A 17,119-nucleotide genomic window follows, 5' to 3' on the forward strand; every position below is an offset into this window, starting at 1 on the left:
AACACACCCACACCAACCCCAAAAGGGCCAGCCACGTGCGTGTGTTCTAGATGCTCGCGTCCACTATGTAGTTCTCAAACAACAACCCCGTCAACCAGACCACACCCACCACAACCCACACCCCACAAAGGGAAGCGCAAGCCATCAACAGCGGACGAAGTACCGGAAGCAGGAACAAAAGAAACACCAGAAGTGCCCCCCTGCATTGCTGCAAAAAGGTCCTGTTGCCTCAGGACCCAACAGTGCGCCAAACACAACCCCCACCAGCCACGCCCCGGACACGTTCCCAACAACACCACACCCCCAAAAAAGGAAGCACAGGCCGCCGTACTAGCACCAGGACACAACCACAAAGGCCATGCCAAAAAACTTTGATTCGTTGATATTCCACCCATGAGCACCCACCGCAGAACAGACGCCTGCGCAATGGGCAACACTGACAACCACCAACCATCCGCATGCACGGACACCGGCAATTATTAGCAGCTCCTTAGAAAGGAGGTGATCCAGCCGCACCTTCCGGTACGGCTACCTTGTTACGACTTAGTCCCAATCGCCGGTCCCACCTTCGACGGCTCCCCCCACAAGGGTTAGGCCACCGGCTTCGGGTGTTACCAACTTTCGTGACTTGACGGGCGGTGTGTACAAGGCCCGGGAACGTATTCACCGCAGCGTTGCTGATCTGCGATTACTAGCGACTCCGACTTCATGGGGTCGAGTTGCAGACCCCAATCCGAACTGAGACCGGCTTTTTGGGATTAGCTCCACCTCACAGTATCGCAACCCTTTGTACCGGCCATTGTAGCATGCGTGAAGCCCAAGACATAAGGGGCATGATGATTTGACGTCGTCCCCACCTTCCTCCGAGTTGACCCCGGCAGTCTCCTATGAGTCCCCGCCATAACGCGCTGGCAACATAGAACGAGGGTTGCGCTCGTTGCGGGACTTAACCCAACATCTCACGACACGAGCTGACGACAACCATGCACCACCTGTAAACCGACCGCAAGCGGGGCACCTGTTTCCAGGTATTACCGGTTCATGTCAAGCCTTGGTAAGGTTCTTCGCGTTGCATCGAATTAATCCGCATGCTCCGCCGCTTGTGCGGGCCCCCGTCAATTCCTTTGAGTTTTAGCCTTGCGGCCGTACTCCCCAGGCGGGGCACTTAATGCGTTAGCTACGGCGCGGAAAACGTGGAATGTCCCCCACACCTAGTGCCCAACGTTTACGGCATGGACTACCAGGGTATCTAATCCTGTTCGCTCCCCATGCTTTCGCTCCTCAGCGTCAGTTACAGCCCAGAGACCTGCCTTCGCCATCGGTGTTCCTCCTGATATCTGCGCATTTCACCGCTACACCAGGAATTCCAGTCTCCCCTACTGCACTCTAGTCTGCCCGTACCCACTGCAGAACCGGAGTTGAGCCCCGGTCTTTCACAGCAGACGCGACAAACCGCCTACGAGCTCTTTACGCCCAATAATTCCGGATAACGCTTGCGCCCTACGTATTACCGCGGCTGCTGGCACGTAGTTAGCCGGCGCTTCTTCTGCAGGTACCGTCACTTTCGCTTCTTCCCTACTGAAAGAGGTTTACAACCCGAAGGCCGTCATCCCTCACGCGGCGTCGCTGCATCAGGCTTGCGCCCATTGTGCAATATTCCCCACTGCTGCCTCCCGTAGGAGTCTGGGCCGTGTCTCAGTCCCAGTGTGGCCGGTCACCCTCTCAGGCCGGCTACCCGTCGTCGCCTTGGTAGGCCATTACCCCACCAACAAGCTGATAGGCCGCGAGTCCATCCAAAACCACAAAAGCTTTCCACCACCTGACATGCGTCAGACAGTCATATCCGGTATTAGACCCAGTTTCCCAGGCTTATCCCAGAGTCAAGGGCAGGTTACTCACGTGTTACTCACCCGTTCGCCACTAATCCCCCAGCAAGCTGGGATCATCGTTCGACTTGCATGTGTTAAGCACGCCGCCAGCGTTCATCCTGAGCCAGGATCAAACTCTCCGTTGAAGTAAAACAAATCAAACAGACACAACCACACCCACCGGAAATAACGGCGAACACGGCTGCACAAAATTCGAAACCAGCTGAAAACCAGACCACCACACACGGGGGTGCGCAACGATCCAGCCATAATTTCAACCAATCAATAAAACAATCGGTATCAACAAACTTGGCACACTATTGAGTTCTCAAACAACAGACACACCCGGCACCACCCAAACCCACCAAAGGGTCCAAGATCGCTCCGGAGCAACTTTTCAAACTTACCCGAACCAGCCGCACAAAGCAAACCAAACCCCGGGCCTCCCACACCAACCAGCAGCGCACCAAAGCACCACCGAAACCGGCAATTTGAAAGGGAGTCTGTCACCATCATTCCGCATCAGCGGCGGCGACTCGAATAACTTTACACGCGCCCCACCCCCACACCAAATCCACCCCAACACCACCCAAAAACCCCGCCAACACAAGCTAAACAACCCCAAAACACCCCCAAAACCCCACCAAACAACAACCACAAGCCACAGTGAAGCCCGTCACAACCCCCAACCACCAACCCGGCCACCGACACCACCCAACAGCAACCACCACCGTCGAACCCCACACATTCACCAACCCCGAGGGACCTGAAAGAGCGAGCCCCTCAAACCCGAGGGACCTGAAAGAGCGAGCCCCTCAAGCCCGAGGAAAGTGATAGAGCGTCAGAAGGGAGCGACGAGCGTCCGGCAACGCGCGCCAAGGCGACGCATGAGCAGCGCGCGCCAACGCCACGAAAGAGCAGCGCGCCGAAAACGACCACCGCCCCACTCGCCACCCCGCCGGACCAGCCAGCAACCGCTCCCACTCACACCCCCAGCCTGCTCCTTGCCCCTTGTCCCCTGCCACTTGCCCCTGCCCCCTGCCCCCTGCCCTTAAACACCAACGCTCCCCCACAAAAGTGAGAGAGCGTTGGGGCCAAACCCGAGGGATGTGGCAGAGCGTCGGAAGGAGGAGGGGGAGGTTAGTGGCCGCCGTGTCCGCCGGCGCCGTTGGTCTTGCGCATCATGGCACCGAGCACCACTGCAGCAACCGCGATCACCGTGGCTGCCATAAATGCAGCCTGCATGCCGGCTACCTCGTTGGAGGACGCAGAAACCACAGCGTAGATGGACACGAGCAGCGCCGTCCCGGCTGCACCGGCAACCTGTTGCGCGGTACTGATGATTGCCGAACCGTGGGAGTAAAGGTGCGGCGGCAACGGGTTGAGGCCAGTGGTGAACGCCGGCGTGAACAACAAGGCCAGTCCGAGGCTCAGGGTGACGTGCAGGGCAATGACCCAGCCGAGCGAACTTGCTTCGTCCAGGCGCGAGAACTGCCACAGGGTGAGGACCATCAGCACAGAACCCGTGACGGTGAGCGGGAGCGGCCCGACTTTGTCGAAGATCCGGCCAATGACGGGACCCAGCAAGCCCATGGCCAAACCACCGGGCAGCAGTGCCAGTCCGGTCTCCAACGGCTGCAGGTTCAAGGTGTTCTGCAGGTACAACGGCAACAGGATCACACCGCCGAACAGGGCCATCATGGCGACGACCATCAGCAGTGTGGACACCGTGAACATGCGGAACTTGAAGGCGCGAAGATCCAACAGCGGGGCGTCGGACTTCTGGAGCCCGAGCTGGCGGAAAACAAACAGGGCCAGGCAGAGAACGCCCACCACCAGCGCAATGACGGGAACGACGCCGGCCTCCGCGCCGCCAATCTGGCTCAGGCCGTACACCAGTCCACCGAAGGCAGGGACGGTGAGGATCACTGAAGGCACATCCAGCGTGGTCTTCTCGCGCTCCCCCACATTGGTGAGGTACTTGGCGCCAATCGCAAAGGCGGCCAAGGCAACAGGCAGCACGAACACGAACATGAAGCGCCAGGAGAAGTGGTCCAGGATGATGCCGGAAACGGTGGGGCCCATGGCCGGAGCAACGGAGATGGCAATGCTGACGTTGCCCATGACGGCACCGCGTTTGGACATGGGGACCAAGGTCAGGATGGTGGTCATCAGCAACGGGAGCATGATGGCAGTGCCGCCGGCCTGGACAATGCGCGCCAGCAACAGCACAAGGAAGCCCGGCGCCAACGCGGCCAGCAGCGTTCCGCCACTGAACAGTCCCATGGCCAGCATGAACGCCCCGCGGGTGCTCATCCGTTGAAGGATGAACCCGGTAGTGGGAATGACAACGGCCATGGTCAGCATGAAGCCGGTAGCCAGCCACTGCACAGTGGACGCACTGACCTGGAGGTCAGTCATGAGCCGCTGGAGGGCGACGTTCATGATGGTCTCGTTGAGGATCACCACGAACGTTGCTACCAGCAGCGTGACAATGACGGTCACGGATTCACGTGACATCTTCCCGGACACTGGAGCCTGCGGCGCGGGTGCCGGTGACACCGGAGCCTGCGGGGCTGCGGCCTCTGCAGAAATGACAGTGCCGGAAGCGCCGGATTCAGGCTTGCCGTTGGCGTCGGACGTGACGTCGGTAGACATGAGGATTCCCCAAGGGTTGGTTCTGGTGTCCGGCGATCGATGCCGGTGAAGACTAGAACAGTCTAAGCGCCCATCCAATTCCCGTCAGCAGAAAAATTCCAAACGCTAGGAGAACAACGGGGCGTTGTCGATCAGCCGCACCGGCCCCACCTTGGCCGCGATAATCGCCAGCCCCTCACCGCGGAACGGAGTCTCCTTGCAGTTCTCGGCGAGCGGCTCCAGCGTGACGGGATCCACGACGTCGAAATAGTCCAGTTCCACCAGTGGCTGGGATTCAACAAGCGCGACGGCGGAGTCAAGGTCAAGCGGTTCGTGCGCGTTTGCGCGGGACTCAATAAGGCGCAAAGCCCGCGAAAGGACGAGGGCAGCCTCGCGTTCCTCCTCGGAAAGGAACCTGTTGCGGCTCGACAACGCCAGTCCATCCTCACTCCGGACAATGGGCACGGGAACTATCTCGACCGGAAAGTTCAGGTCTGCGACCATCCGCTTCACCAAAGCCAACTGCTGTGCGTCCTTCTGTCCGAAGTAAGCCCGGTAGGCCGCCGTCGTGCCGTCCGCTGCAGCACCTCCGGGCAGTCCGTAGTGCAGCAGCTTGGCCACCACCGTGAGGGCGCCGTCGAAGTGCCCGGGGCGGGAGGCGCCCTCCCACTTTTCGCCAAGCGGGCCGGAGGTTACGCGAACCAGCGGCTGGCCGCCGGGGTAAACCTCGTCAACGGACGGCGCGAAGACCAGGTCCACGCCTTCAGCATCCAGCAGGGCCATATCGGCGTCGAGCGTACGTGGGTAGCGGTCCAGGTCCACGGCATCGCCGAACTGAAGCGGATTTACGAAAATGGTGGCCACCACGACGTCGTTCTCTGCCACGGCCGTCCGCGCAAGAGCCGCGTGGCCCGAGTGCAGGGCACCCATGGTGGGCACCAACCCCTGCGAATTTCCACCTTTGGCGGCCAGGAGCCTGGCGCTCTCCGCCCGCAGTTCCGTTGCGGTGGTTACGAGTTTGATGGCCATGCCGTTCAGTGTCCTTCCGGCGACTTGGGGTCGTTGCCCAACGCCTCGTCGATCTCATTGAGTTGTTCGGGACGCAGCAGTCCGCGGTTTCCCGCCCTGCGCGCCGTGGCCCGTGCCATGGCCTGGTAGGCCGCAAGAACGTCGCCGCCCGCACCGCCGTCGTACTCTTTCAGCGCCTGCGCGTGCGCCGAAACGGTGCCCACATCCCCGCGCGCAACCGGACCTGTCAGCGCCGACTCTCCGGACGCGAGGGCGTTCTCCAGGGTTGCCCGCAGCAGGGGGCCCAGCATCGACTCCGGGGAATCGACGCCGATCTCCCGCAGCATCTGCGAAGCCTGGGCCACCAGCGTGACCATGTGGTTGGAACTGTGCGCCAAGGATGCGTGGTAGAGGGTTCGGTCGCCCTCGGCAATCACCACAGGCTCTGCGCCCATCTCTACCACCAAGGCCTGGGCGATCGGCAGCATCGCAGCATCGGCTGTGACACCAAAGGTGCAATCCATGAGCCGGGTCAGGTCCAGGCTCATGCCCGTAAAGGTCATGGCGGGATGGAGCGCCAACGGGATCGCACCCGCCGTCCGGACAGGATTCAGGATTCCGACGCCGAACCGCCCGGAGGTGTGCGCCACAAGTTGGCCGGGCTGCCAGGCTCCCAGTTTGGCGAGCCCTGCCACCAACTCGCCCAGGGCATCGTCCGGGACTGCCAACAGCACCAGCTCCGAGCGCTCCACGATGTCCTGGATCTCCAGGACCGGGACACCGGGAAGCAGGTTTTCGGCCCGCTCGCGGCTCGCCTCCGACACTGCGGAAACCCCGACGACGGCGTGCTCGGCAGCGCGCAATGCGGCACCCAATACGGCGCCCACCTTGCCGGCGCCGATGATTCCGACTCCGAGTCGTCCTGGCCTAGCCATCGTGGCGTTCCTCCTGGGGTGGTGATGTGGGGGGTGGTGATGTGTGGGGTTGTTCCTGCGGTGCCACCTGCGCCAGCCATTGCTCGCTGGTCTGCCGCTTCCGGGCTTCGCGGGCGCGGGCGGCCTGCTGGTCGAAGAGCTCCACTGCCTGCCTGACATCGGCTTGGAAAACCCGGGGAGAAACAGGGCCGGCGGTGGTGTGGAGGACAAGATCGGCAACTCCGAAGCGGCGGGCCAGCGGTCCCTGGTGAAGGGCCATGGACTGCGTCCGCTGGTGTGGCACGAGGACCAGGGTGCGCCACCAACGGCCGGAGCGGATCAACAACGCCGTACGCGTGGCAAAGAAACCGTTGCGGCGCCTGCCAAGCGGGGCCAGCAAACGTGCGCGGCGGGGGGTGGTGACAAAACCATCTGTCCCTGCGGCACCGGGTGCGGCGGAAGCCAGCCCAACCAGTCCGGCGGTGAAGACGCGCTGAGGGTCTTCCACCCCCGGATCCGGCAGCACCAAGGACATCATCCGGAGGACATCGGGCTTCATGCCAACGGGAAGCAGCATGGTGCGGGCAGCTCCTTCGGCAGAGCCTGACAAGCCGTAGCCCGCAACATTGACAACCATCCGGTACCAGCCGAAGATCCGCCAAAGGGGCGGCTGCGTCACCATTACGGCCTGAATGCGCCCGGGAGGCAGCGTCTGTGCCTGCGTATCCAGGAGGCCGTATCGGAGCCGGATGCCATCCGGCGAAATCGCTGCCGTGAAGTTGTAGCCCTTGTTGAAGGAGTTCCAATACGCGGCACCAATGCCCAGGATGCCAGGAATGAGCGCCAGGAAAAGTGTCTGGTTCTCCGTGAAAACGGAGACAATAACCACTGCGGCTGCACCGATCAGTATCCCGACCGTTTGCTCGCTCAACACCAGCGATCCGATGAGCCGTGCCGGGGGCACGGACAGCACCACATGTTCTGGAGCCTCGGGAATTTCCTCTTCCTGACCGGGCTCAGTGACAACACCGGCGGCCCGGGCAAGGATGGTAGCGCGCAGCTGCTTCGCCTGGGCGAGCGGAAGATACGCCAACCGCACCGCCGACTCACCGGCGTCGGCCACTTCGAACTTAAGTTCAGCAAGCCCAAAAATTCTCGCCAAAAGGGGCTGGACAATATCGATGGCCTGGACACGGTCCAACCGGGCCTGCCGCTGCTGCTTGAAGAGGAAGCCGGTGTTGACCCGAACGTAGCCCTCGGCCACCTGGTAACGCGTGAAATACCAGCTCAGGATGAAGCTGCCCACCGTCAACAGCAGGACCACGGCGCCACCGGCCAAAAGCCAGGGCACCCGGCCATTCAGGTTCGGATCCAGGACATCCCGGCCCTGCAACATGCGTTCAAAAGCGTCACGGCCAAAGAAGAACCCGACGGCGGCAAGCGCCACCCAGCCGCGAACAAAAGGTGACGCAGGGTGGACGCGGTTCCAGTCGCCGTCGACCTTTGCTTCCGGCTGATCCGGCAGGCCCACGGCCGTGCTGTCTTCCGGGCTCACAGCCCGGCCAGCCTGGCTTCTCCACGGGCCGAAAGTTGTTCCCGCAACCGTGCGCCTTCCTCTGCGGGAAGTCCTGGCAGGTGCGCGTTGGTGCTGGTTGATGCCGTGTGGAGTTTGAGCGTGCAAAGACCCAGGCTGCGTTCAACCGGACCAACCGCGACGTCCACATACTGCATGCGGCCGTAAGGCACCACCATGGTGCGCTGGAAGAAGATGCCGCGGCGGATGAGGAGGTCGTCGTCGCGTTCTGCGTAGCCGATGGCACGCACTTGGCGGGGAATCAACACCAGCCGCCACAGCGCCAGGACAAGCATCACCGACGGAACAGCAATGGCGAGCCACAATGGAGGCCAGCGCCACCAACCGAGCAGCACAAAAACAAGCGGCAGGCTCAGTACGGCCAGCAACAGCACGTTGCCGATGGCCCATTCCACCAAACGCACGGTGACGTACTTGGGGGAAACCCGCAGCCACTGGATGCCGGGAGGATCAATCGCCTCGGTATGCATACTCGCCTTCACCCTTGGTTTCGCCGCGACGGGTCCCCGGTCCGGCAGTGCCACCTTCAAGATCCTCGGGCGGGATGCGGCAGAAACGCTCCACCACGAGCCCTACCACCACCATCACCACGCCGCCGCCGCCCATCAGCAGCGCGTTCCACAGGATTCCTTCGCCGCCGCGCAAACTGCCGATGCGGAGAAGGTCCATCGAGATTCCGGCGTGCCACCCGAGGAGCAGGGTGCCCGCATAGGCGCAGGCCTGGGCGAGGATCAGCGTCCTGGCCGCCAGAATCGGGTTGAGCATGTTCTTCTTTTTGCCATTGCGCCACCGCAGTACGCGAATGCCCATGATGAGCGTCAGGCCTGCGATGACGGCCATGGTCACCAGCGCGGAGACCGGCAGGACCGGGGTGGGCATGCTGAAGCGGTTGGTGGTGGCAGTTGCCAACCAGCCAATGACCGCAGCGATGACGGCGATGAGCACCAGGACTACCGGGCGCATTGCTTTCATGGCTGCTCCACTGCTCCGGTCGCAGGAACTCCGGCGACGTCACCGTAACCGTCAAAGCGCCGGATATCAGGCATATCGGCGGCGGCTGCGGCCAGTTCGGCGACGCTCTGCCCATTCAACCGGGCGTGCGGTTCCAGCAGCGACCACGGGTAGAGCACGAATGCGCGCTCAGCTGCCCGCGGATGGGGAAGCGTCAGAACAGGATCCTCACTCACGAGATCACCGAAAACGACGATGTCCACATCCAGCGTCCTAGGACCCCAGCGCACCTCACGCGTACGGTGATGCTGCTGTTCGACGTCGTGGCAATGCTTCAGGAGTTCCAACGGGGTCAGCGTTGTTTCGACAGCCATCACCATATTCAGGAAGTCCGGCTGTCCCTCCGGACCGCCCACAGCCTTGGTCTGCACCACCGGGGACACTCCCAAAAGACGAACTTCGGGGGGATCAACCAAGGCGGCCACAGCCGTGGACAGGGTGTCGTTGCGTTCCCCCAGGTTACTGCCGAGGGCCAGGATGGCCTTGGTGTAACCGGATGTCATGATCGCTCCCGGTGCACGCTGACCGTAACGTCGCCGAACGGCACCTCGATGGGGGCCTTGGGCTTGTGAACGGTGACATCGACGGCGGCCACGCTGTAGTTCTCCAGGATGGCCTCGGCGATCCTGACGGCCAGTCCCTCGATCAGGTTCAGGGGCTCGCCCTCGATGTGCCGGGTGATCAATTCAGCCACTTCACCGTAGTGGGCCGTGTACTGGAGATCATCCGTCTCAGCCGCTTTGGTGAAGTCCGTGTACAGCACCGCGTCCACCACGAAAGGCTGGCCGTCACGGCGCTCGAAATCGAACACTCCGTGATAACCGACGGCGGTGACGCCTGTCAGCGTGATCCTGTCCACAGCGTTTCCTATCAGCGGGCGATACGGGCGGCGACCTTGACAGCGTCAAGGCTGGGGCCGACGTCGTGAACGCGGACAGCCCAGGCGCCCTTGGTGGCGCTCAAAGCGGTGATGGCCGCCGTAGCGGCGTCGCGCTCCAACGGAGCAGCCGACTTGCCGGCCACCGTAAGCAAGGAACCGAGGAACCGCTTGCGGGAAGCAGCCACCATCACCTTGTGGCCCAGCGCGAAGAGCTGGTCCAGGTTCTTGAGGATCTCCCAGTTCTGGTCCTCGTTCTTGGAGAACCCAACACCGGGATCAATGATGATCTGCTCGGGCGCAACGCCTGCTGCGTACAGTTTGTCGCGAACACCGCTGAGCTCGGCCACCACATCCTCTGTGACGTTGTTGTAGTCCGTGAGGCTGTCCATGGTGGAGGCATCACCGCGACGGTGCGTCAGGATGTACGGAACCTTGGTCCGGGCAACGAGCTCGGGCATGTCCGGTTCAATGGTCAACCCCGAGACATCGTTGATAATGGCTGCGCCCGCCTCAATGGCAGCTGCTGCGGTAGAGGTGTGCATGGTGTCGATGCTGACCAGCGCGCCGGCTTTGACCAACGCCTCAATCACTGGGATAACGCGGCGCTGTTCTTCCTCCGGGGAAACGGGCTCAGCGCCCGAACGGGTGGATTCACCACCGACGTCAATGATGTCTGCGCCTGCATAGAACATGCGCAAGCCCAGCGCGATGGCAGTGTCCGGTGTCCGGTGCGTGCCGCCGTCGCTGAAGGAATCCGGGGTGACATTGAGGATTCCCATGACGAGCGTGCGGTCCGTTGGCAGATCCTGGAACCTGGCCGCGGGCCGCGGTTTACGGAGAACCGGCAGCGGGCTTGTGGCCGGGCCGGTTCCGGGTGCTGCAGCGAGGGAGTCCATAGTGCTTACCTTCCGAGTATGAGGCTCATGGCCTCGGCGCGGGTGGCCGGGTCATGGAGTTGACCGCGCACCGCACTGGTGACGGTCTTTGCGCCGGGCTTGCGGATGCCGCGCATGGACATACACATGTGTTCACATTCGACAACCACGATCGCGCCACGAGGGTTGAGGTGCTTCACGAGCGCCTCGACAATCTGGGTGGTCAGGCGCTCCTGCACCTGCGGCCGGCGCGCGTAAATATCGACCAGCCGCGCCAACTTGCTCAGGCCGGTCACCTTTCCGTCATGTGACGGAATGTAACCGACATGCGCGACGCCGTGGAACGGCACCAGATGGTGCTCACACGTCGAGTAGAAGGGGATGTCCTTCACAAGGACAAGCTCTTCATGGTCGAGGTCGAACGTGGTGGACAGGACATCCGCGGGGTGCTGGTGCAGACCCGCGAAGACCTCGGCGTACGCCTTGGCCACGCGCTTTGGCGTGTCCAGGAGGCCCCCACGCTCAGGGTCTTCACCGATGGCCAGGAGGATCTCGCGGACAGCCGCTTCAATGCGCGGACGGTCAACTTTGTGGGCGTGCTGGGAGCCCGCGGCTGAACCGTGGGCGGCGGCGAGGTCGTCGTCGTCGTCGAAATGAGTCACGGCAGATAGCTTAGCCGTGATGCGTGGAGTCGTTGCCGCCGTCGGGCCGCGGTGCCTGGAAGGAGTCCTGGCTGCTGACCCCCTGGGCATGCGGTGCGACGACGTCCAGCGGCTCGTCCAGGCGTGCCTTCTTGGCCTCTTCCTGGGCTTCGCGCTCAGCCTTTTCCGCACGGCTTTCCACCGGCGGGATCGACTGCACCGGGCGTGATTCCTTGGACAGCCAGATCTCGCGGAAATCGCGCTTCCGGATGTCGTGGAAGATCTCGGCGATCTCGGCCTGGTTCAGGGTTTCCCGTTCCAGGAGTTCCAATGCCAGACGGTCCAGGACATCCCGGTTTTCCGTGAGGATGGCGTAAGCCTCGTCGTGCGCCTGATCGATGAGGCGACGTACTTCTTCGTCCACAACGTAGGCGATCTGGTCCGAGAAGTTGCGCTCCTGCGCGGCGTCGCGGCCGAGGAACGGCTCGCCGCCGCCCTGGCCCAGTTTCACGGCGCCAACGCGTTCGCTCATACCGTACTGAGTGACCATCTTCCGGGCCGTGGACGTTGCCTTCTCGATGTCATTGGAAGCACCGGTGGAGGGATCGTGGAACACGATTTCCTCAGCAACACGGCCACCCATGGCGTAGGCCATCTGGTCCAGCAACTCGTTACGGGTGACCGAGTACTTGTCATCCTCGGGAATCACCATGGTGTAGCCGAGTGCCCGGCCGCGGGGAAGGATGGTGATCTTGGTGACCGGCGCGGAGTTGCGCAGGGCAGCGGCAACCAGTGCGTGGCCGCCTTCGTGGTAAGCGGTGATCTTGCGCTCGAGTTCCTTCATGACGCGGCTGCGCTTCTGCGGGCCGGCCATGACACGGTCGATTGCCTCGTCCAGCGCGCGGTCATCAATCAGGTTGGCGTTGGAGCGCGCGGTCAGCAGTGCGGCCTCGTTGAGGACGTTGGCAAGGTCGGCGCCGGTGTAGCCCGGGGTCTTCTTGGCAACAGCCCTGAGGTCGATGCCCTGGGCCATGGGCTTGCCCTTGGCGTGGACGTTCAGGATTTGCTCGCGGCCAATCATGTCCGGGGCTTCCACGGTGATCTGGCGGTCGAAACGACCCGGGCGCAGCAGCGCAGGATCCAGGACGTCCGGACGGTTGGTGGCAGCGATGAGGATGACGTTGGTCTTGACATCGAAACCGTCCATCTCCACGAGGAGCTGGTTCAAGGTCTGCTCGCGCTCATCGTTGCCGCCGCCGATCCCGGCACCGCGGTGACGTCCAACGGCGTCGATCTCATCCACGAAGATGATGGCTGGAGAACTGGCCTTGGCCTGCTCAAACAAGTCACGGACACGGGAAGCACCAACACCGACGAACATTTCAACGAAGTCCGAGCCGGAGATGGAGAAGAACGGAACGCCGGCCTCGCCTGCGACAGCGCGGGCCAGCAGGGTCTTACCGGTACCTGGAGGGCCGTAGAGCAGCACACCCTTGGGGATCTTGGCGCCCACGGCCTGGAACTTGGCCGGTTCCTGGAGGAACTCCTTGATTTCCTGGAGCTCTTCCACGGCTTCGTCAGCACCGGCGACGTCAGAGAAGGTCACCTGCGGCATGTCCTTGTTGACCAGCTTGGCCTTGGACTTGCCGAACTGCATCACCTTGGAGCCGCCACCCTGCATGCGGGAGAGCAGGAACCAGAAGAGGACACCGAGCAACAGCACCGGAATGAGCAGCGAGAACAAGCCGGAGAACCAGTTGTTCTCGATCGGCTGGTCCGTGAAGCCCTTTTCCGGGTTGGCGTTGGTGACGGCCTTCACCACATCCGGACCGCGGTCCGTGACGTAGAAGAACTGGACGTTCTTGCCCTTGTCCTGCCCGTCCAGGTTCAGGTTGTCCTTGAGTACCAGGTCAACGCGGTTCTCGGCGTCGAAAATCTTGGCCTGCTCAACCTTCCCGCTCTGGGAAAGGAGCTCAAGGCCTTCCTTGGTGTCAATGCGTGTGGAACCGCCCGGAGCCAGTGTTGCGAATGCCACCAGGAGCAAGCCAACGACGACAACAATCCAGATGCCCGGGCCCTTGAAGAAACTCTTAGCTTTCATCTGATCGGGGCTTTGCCCCGTCCCTCCTGGTAGTGCTGCAAGGCGCAACTTCTGCGCGCGAGTGGTGCTGCTTCAGTTTCAAGCTATACACCGTTCCCAGTAATTCACGCACCGGAAAGTCCAAAAGTTCCCTCTGGGCGTACACAGGATACTCGCGTCGGTGCTGTTGGAACAGGGGTCTTGTGCTTGGTGGGCGGGCGGGTTCCCACTGGCCTTCGCTTCCGGCGCACCCGTGGGCGCCGTGCGCACCCGTAGGCGCCTTGCGCACCCGGTAAAGCCGATTTGTCCCGGGTTCCCACTGGCCTTCGCTTCCGGCGCACCCGTAGGCGCCGTGCGCACCCGTAACCACGGGCGCGAACGGCGGAAAAGGGTGCGGGCGTGCTGAGGAACGGGCGCGAACGGCGGAAACGGGTGCGGCCCCGTGGGGCGCGTCGCCCCGCTAAGGGCTGTTAGCAGGGCATCACCTTGGCTACTTCCGTGTGGACTCGATGCTGTTTTTCCACATAGCTCGGACGGGTGCTTTCGACTTCGCGCTAGAACGGGAAGCGTGGAACCCATGACCATTCCAGAACTCATCCTGGCTGCAGATGCGACACGCATCGGGCATGACGCGCGCCACCTCGCGAAGCAGGCCAAACGTGGCGAGCTGGTGCGGGTCCGACGGGGCGCTTATACACGCTCTGCTTATTGGGCGGAGTTGAACGAGCGTCAGCGGCACGGACTCCAAGCAGCCGCGCTGGTCAATGCAGCCAGGACTGCGCCCCTGTTCAACTTGCAGACGGCCGCACTCCTATGGGGGCTCGGCGTAGTGGGCGTACCTCAGGGCTTATGCACTGTCACTGAAGACCCAAGAGGCGGCAGGTCCAAGCACGGGATCCGGAGAAGCTTCGGGTCCCTTGACGCCGGGGTGGCCCAACTTGGTGACTTTCGAGTCACAGACAAGGTCCGCACCACAATAGAGCTTGCCGCCGCCCTCAATTTTGCTGAGGCCTTGGCCGTAGTGGACTCCAGCCGGCGCAACCAAGGGTGGGGCGATGATTTAGAGGCCGACAATTGGAACAAGGATAAAGCGTGGGGTCCTCCGGCGAGCGTCGGCGAACTTGCTGAAGCTGTCTCCGCTCTCACCAGGGTTTCCAGAAAGCGACGGGCCGAGTCGATTCTCGATCTTTCCTCAGACAAATCCGAATCAGTGGGGGAATCCATAAGCCGAGCACAAATGATCTTGCTCAACTTTCCCGTACCCAGCCTTCAAGGTTCTTTTACCCTGGGAAACGGACGCACTGCCCGAACTGACTTCTGGTGGCCCGAGCTGGACCTTGTCGGGGAATTCGATGGACACGGAAAGTACCTAAGAAAAAGGTTACGGGGAAACCAGACCATCCAGCAGGCGGTCATGGCAGAGAAGGCCCGCGAGAATGGTCTGCGGGCGCTGGGCCTCACTGTCGTGCGCTGGGACTGGGCCGAGATGATGAACCCACGCGTGTTCGCACGTATTTTGAACGACGGCGGGCTTCGTTCCTTGCGTGCAGCGTAAGGCACCGGGTGGTCAGGCTGCGACCGGAAGCACCAGCAAATAACCTGTGGGCAGGTCCGAACTCCAGCGCCGGGGCTCACGGACCACGAACTGTGTGGCCAACTGCTCCGGAGTCAGCAGACTATTGGGCTCTGGAGAGGGACCCCACTGCCCGCTGCCGTGAGGATAGAGCGGATCCAGGACGCGAATCCCCGTCACCTGAAACTCCGGGAACTGCGCAGGATCACCCATGGACTCAAAGCCGCTCATCACCCAAGCATGCCGACCACTCCACATGACCAACCCCACCGGCCGGCCAGTTTCAGCTATGGCGCGCGCCGCCGTCTGCAGCGTGTCCTCGTAGGTTGGGACGCTGACCACCGAGTAAGGGCCCAATCCAACCTCAGTCAACACCTGCGCCCAGCCCCGGGGGTTGGCACCGTTGAATGAATTCGAGGACCTCGCACGGGCCATCTCCCACAGCTCACTTTGCTGCGCGGAGGAGGCCCAAGAGGCTCCGCCGGTGTCGTCGATGAGATTGTGCGCCATTTGGATGCTCGCAGCAACACACCAGTCGAACGTATATTGCGGGACGAAGTCACCCTTTTGGTAGAGGTTCAGGGCAAAAGCCTCAGGCACAGCGGGCGGAGGTGCGGGCTGCGGCGGCACAGGAGTCTGTGTGGCGCTCGGTGGCGGGGCTGCTTCAAGGTGGCCCGTTGCCGGCGAATTAGAGGTGGACGCGATTGGTTGACCGGAACCAGGCTCAGCGAGATCGACCGCAGGAGTGCAGGCCGTGAGGAGAGTCGCCATGACGGCGAGCCACGCCAGAAGACGGGCAGGAGCACCGGTCATGGTCCAGTTTAGCGCGAGAGGTTGCGCGGCGGCAGGTTCACAAACTCAATAACCGTACCCACACCCGCTGAGCGCACCCCTTAAGCACCAACACCGCACCCACACCCGCCACACGCACCAGAGGTTACGGGCGCGAACGGCGGAAAAGGGCGCGACGGCGAGAGGGTGCGCAGCGGTAGGTTCAGGAACTCAACAACCGCACCCACACCCGCCGGGCGCACCCCTTAAACGCAAACACCGCACCCAAACCCGCCACACGCACCAGAGGTTACGGGCGCGAACGGCGCAAAAGGGCGCGACGGCGAAAGGGTGCGCAGCGGCAGGTTCACAAACCCAACAACCGCACCCACACCCGCCGAGCGCACCCCTTATGCACCAACGCCGCACCCACACCCGCCACACGCCACACGCACCAGAGGTTACGGCCGCGAACGGCGGAAAAGGGCGCGACGGCTAGAGGGTGCGCAGCGGCAGGTTCGGGAACTCAACAACCGCACCCACACCCGCCGAGCGCACCCCTTAAACGCAAACACCGCACCCACACCCGCCGAGCGCACCCCTTAAACGCAAACACCGCACCCACACCCGCCACACGCACCAGAGGTTACGGGCGCGAACGGCGGAAAAGGGCGCGGTGGTGGCGGCGTGAAGCGAAGAAGGGCGCTTACTCGTAAACGTGCGGGGCCAAGGTGCCCACGAAGTCCAGGTTGCGGTACTTCTCGGCGTAGTCGAGGCCGTAGCCCACTACGAATTCGTTGGGGATGTCGTAGCCAACGTACTTGACGTCGATCTCCACCTTGGCAGCGGTCGGCTTGCGGAAGGCAGTGCAGATTTCGACGCTGGCCGTGCCGCGGGACTCGAGGTTGGACTTGAGCCAGGAAAGGGTCAGGCCGGAATCGATGATGTCCTCGACAATCAGGACATCCTTGCCCATGAGGTCGGTGTCGAGGTCCTTAAGGATCCGGACCACGCCTGAAGACTGGGTACCGGAGCCGTAGGACGAGACAGCCATCCAGTCCATGCTCACGTGGCTGTGCAATGCGCGCGCCAGGTCAGCCATGACCATCACGGCACCCTTAAGGACGCCAACGATCAAGATGTCGCGGCCTTCGTAGTCCTTGTCGATCTGCGCTGCGAGTTCTGCGATGCGCGTCTGGATTTGTTCCTTGGTGTAAAGAACGTGCTTGAGATCTGCCTGGACGTCGTTTGAATCCACCAATGGCTC

The 17,119-nt window shown here is 62.4% G+C and carries 14 protein-coding genes and 1 rRNA gene; 1 reads left to right on the plus strand and 14 read right to left on the minus strand.

Translation table 11 applies throughout. The features are described from left to right. Positions 1-494 precede the first annotated feature (494 nt). The 12 genes from M1D51_RS21125 to ftsH all read right to left on the minus strand — a co-directional run bounded on the left by M1D51_RS21125 (position 495) and on the right by ftsH (position 13,529). Positions 495-2,014, minus strand: a 16S ribosomal RNA gene (locus tag M1D51_RS21125). A gap of 994 nt (positions 2,015-3,008) precedes the next feature. Continuing rightward, complete coding sequence (locus tag M1D51_RS21130) at positions 3,009-4,526, minus strand: DHA2 family efflux MFS transporter permease subunit (RefSeq protein WP_458107920.1); 1,518 nt, start codon at positions 4,524-4,526, stop codon at positions 3,009-3,011. Between the two features lie 105 nt (positions 4,527-4,631). Further along, positions 4,632-5,534: a pantoate--beta-alanine ligase gene (gene panC, locus M1D51_RS21135; RefSeq protein ID WP_458107921.1), complete on the minus strand. Its 903-nt coding sequence runs from the start codon at positions 5,532-5,534 to the stop codon at positions 4,632-4,634. Positions 5,535-5,539: 5 nt separating this feature from the next. Beyond that, the gene (locus M1D51_RS21140; RefSeq protein WP_458107922.1) at positions 5,540-6,448 is read right to left on the minus strand and encodes a Rossmann-like and DUF2520 domain-containing protein; all 909 of its coding nucleotides are present in this window, start codon (positions 6,446-6,448) and stop codon (positions 5,540-5,542) included. Then, positions 6,441-7,982: a PH domain-containing protein gene (locus M1D51_RS21145; RefSeq protein ID WP_458107923.1), complete on the minus strand. Its 1,542-nt coding sequence runs from the start codon at positions 7,980-7,982 to the stop codon at positions 6,441-6,443. Before M1D51_RS21145 ends, M1D51_RS21140 begins: the two co-directional genes overlap by 8 nt. Beyond that, positions 7,979-8,491 (minus strand): PH domain-containing protein, encoded by a 513-nt coding sequence (locus M1D51_RS21150; RefSeq protein ID WP_172326624.1) that lies wholly within the window; start codon positions 8,489-8,491, stop codon positions 7,979-7,981. Before M1D51_RS21150 ends, M1D51_RS21145 begins: the two co-directional genes overlap by 4 nt. After that, positions 8,472-8,993: a DUF3180 domain-containing protein gene (locus M1D51_RS21155; protein WP_458107924.1), complete on the minus strand. Its 522-nt coding sequence runs from the start codon at positions 8,991-8,993 to the stop codon at positions 8,472-8,474. Before M1D51_RS21155 ends, M1D51_RS21150 begins: the two co-directional genes overlap by 20 nt. Further along, the gene (gene folK / locus M1D51_RS21160; RefSeq protein WP_458107925.1) at positions 8,990-9,535 is read right to left on the minus strand and encodes a 2-amino-4-hydroxy-6-hydroxymethyldihydropteridine diphosphokinase; all 546 of its coding nucleotides are present in this window, start codon (positions 9,533-9,535) and stop codon (positions 8,990-8,992) included. The genes M1D51_RS21155 and folK overlap by 4 nt, the downstream gene beginning before the upstream one ends. Beyond that, a complete protein-coding gene (gene folB, locus M1D51_RS21165; protein WP_172326212.1) occupies positions 9,532-9,891 on the minus strand; it encodes a dihydroneopterin aldolase in 360 nt (119 codons plus the stop codon). Before folB ends, folK begins: the two co-directional genes overlap by 4 nt. Positions 9,892-9,902: 11 nt before the next feature. Further along, positions 9,903-10,808 (minus strand): dihydropteroate synthase, encoded by a 906-nt coding sequence (folP, locus tag M1D51_RS21170; protein ID WP_458107926.1) that lies wholly within the window; start codon positions 10,806-10,808, stop codon positions 9,903-9,905. Between the two features lie 5 nt (positions 10,809-10,813). Next, the gene (folE, locus tag M1D51_RS21175) at positions 10,814-11,449 is read right to left on the minus strand and encodes a GTP cyclohydrolase I FolE (protein WP_172326210.1); all 636 of its coding nucleotides are present in this window, start codon (positions 11,447-11,449) and stop codon (positions 10,814-10,816) included. Positions 11,450-11,459: 10 nt separating this feature from the next. Then, on the minus strand, positions 11,460-13,529 hold the full coding sequence (gene ftsH, locus M1D51_RS21180; protein ID WP_458107927.1) for an ATP-dependent zinc metalloprotease FtsH: 2,070 nt from the start codon (positions 13,527-13,529) through the stop codon (positions 11,460-11,462). Between the two features lie 556 nt (positions 13,530-14,085). On the opposite strand from ftsH, the gene M1D51_RS21185 reads away from it, so the two are divergent. After that, a complete protein-coding gene (locus M1D51_RS21185; RefSeq protein WP_458107928.1) occupies positions 14,086-15,063 on the plus strand; it encodes a hypothetical protein in 978 nt (325 codons plus the stop codon). A 12-nt stretch (positions 15,064-15,075) separates the two neighbouring features. Here the strand turns inward: M1D51_RS21185 and M1D51_RS21190 are convergent, their stop codons facing one another. Both M1D51_RS21190 and hpt read right to left on the minus strand, forming a co-directional pair. Then, positions 15,076-15,894, minus strand: a complete 819-nt coding sequence (locus M1D51_RS21190; RefSeq protein ID WP_458107929.1) for a hypothetical protein — start codon at positions 15,892-15,894, stop codon at positions 15,076-15,078. A 664-nt stretch (positions 15,895-16,558) separates the two neighbouring features. Beyond that, positions 16,559-17,110 (minus strand): hypoxanthine phosphoribosyltransferase, encoded by a 552-nt coding sequence (gene hpt / locus M1D51_RS21195; RefSeq protein WP_011772910.1) that lies wholly within the window; start codon positions 17,108-17,110, stop codon positions 16,559-16,561. Positions 17,111-17,119 lie beyond the last annotated feature (9 nt).

The sequence above is a fragment of the Arthrobacter sp. R3-55 genome (genome assembly GCF_054161505.1).

Excerpts from the sequence above, each read along its gene's own strand:
- M1D51_RS21130 (WP_458107920.1), bottom strand. The coding sequence starts at position 4,526 with ATGTCTACCGACGTCACGTCCGACGCCAACGGCAAGCCTGAATCCGGC.
- panC (WP_458107921.1), bottom strand. The coding sequence starts at position 5,534 with ATGGCCATCAAACTCGTAACCACCGCAACGGAACTGCGGGCGGAGAGC.
- M1D51_RS21140 (WP_458107922.1), bottom strand. The coding sequence starts at position 6,448 with ATGGCTAGGCCAGGACGACTCGGAGTCGGAATCATCGGCGCCGGCAAG.
- M1D51_RS21150 (WP_172326624.1), bottom strand. The coding sequence starts at position 8,491 with ATGCATACCGAGGCGATTGATCCTCCCGGCATCCAGTGGCTGCGGGTT.
- M1D51_RS21155 (WP_458107924.1), bottom strand. The coding sequence starts at position 8,993 with ATGAAAGCAATGCGCCCGGTAGTCCTGGTGCTCATCGCCGTCATCGCT.
- folK (WP_458107925.1), bottom strand. The coding sequence starts at position 9,535 with ATGACATCCGGTTACACCAAGGCCATCCTGGCCCTCGGCAGTAACCTG.
- folP (WP_458107926.1), bottom strand. The coding sequence starts at position 10,808 with ATGGACTCCCTCGCTGCAGCACCCGGAACCGGCCCGGCCACAAGCCCG.
- ftsH (WP_458107927.1), bottom strand. The coding sequence starts at position 13,529 with ATGAAAGCTAAGAGTTTCTTCAAGGGCCCGGGCATCTGGATTGTTGTC.
- M1D51_RS21185 (WP_458107928.1), top strand. The coding sequence starts at position 14,086 with ATGACCATTCCAGAACTCATCCTGGCTGCAGATGCGACACGCATCGGG.
- M1D51_RS21190 (WP_458107929.1), bottom strand. The coding sequence starts at position 15,894 with ATGACCGGTGCTCCTGCCCGTCTTCTGGCGTGGCTCGCCGTCATGGCG.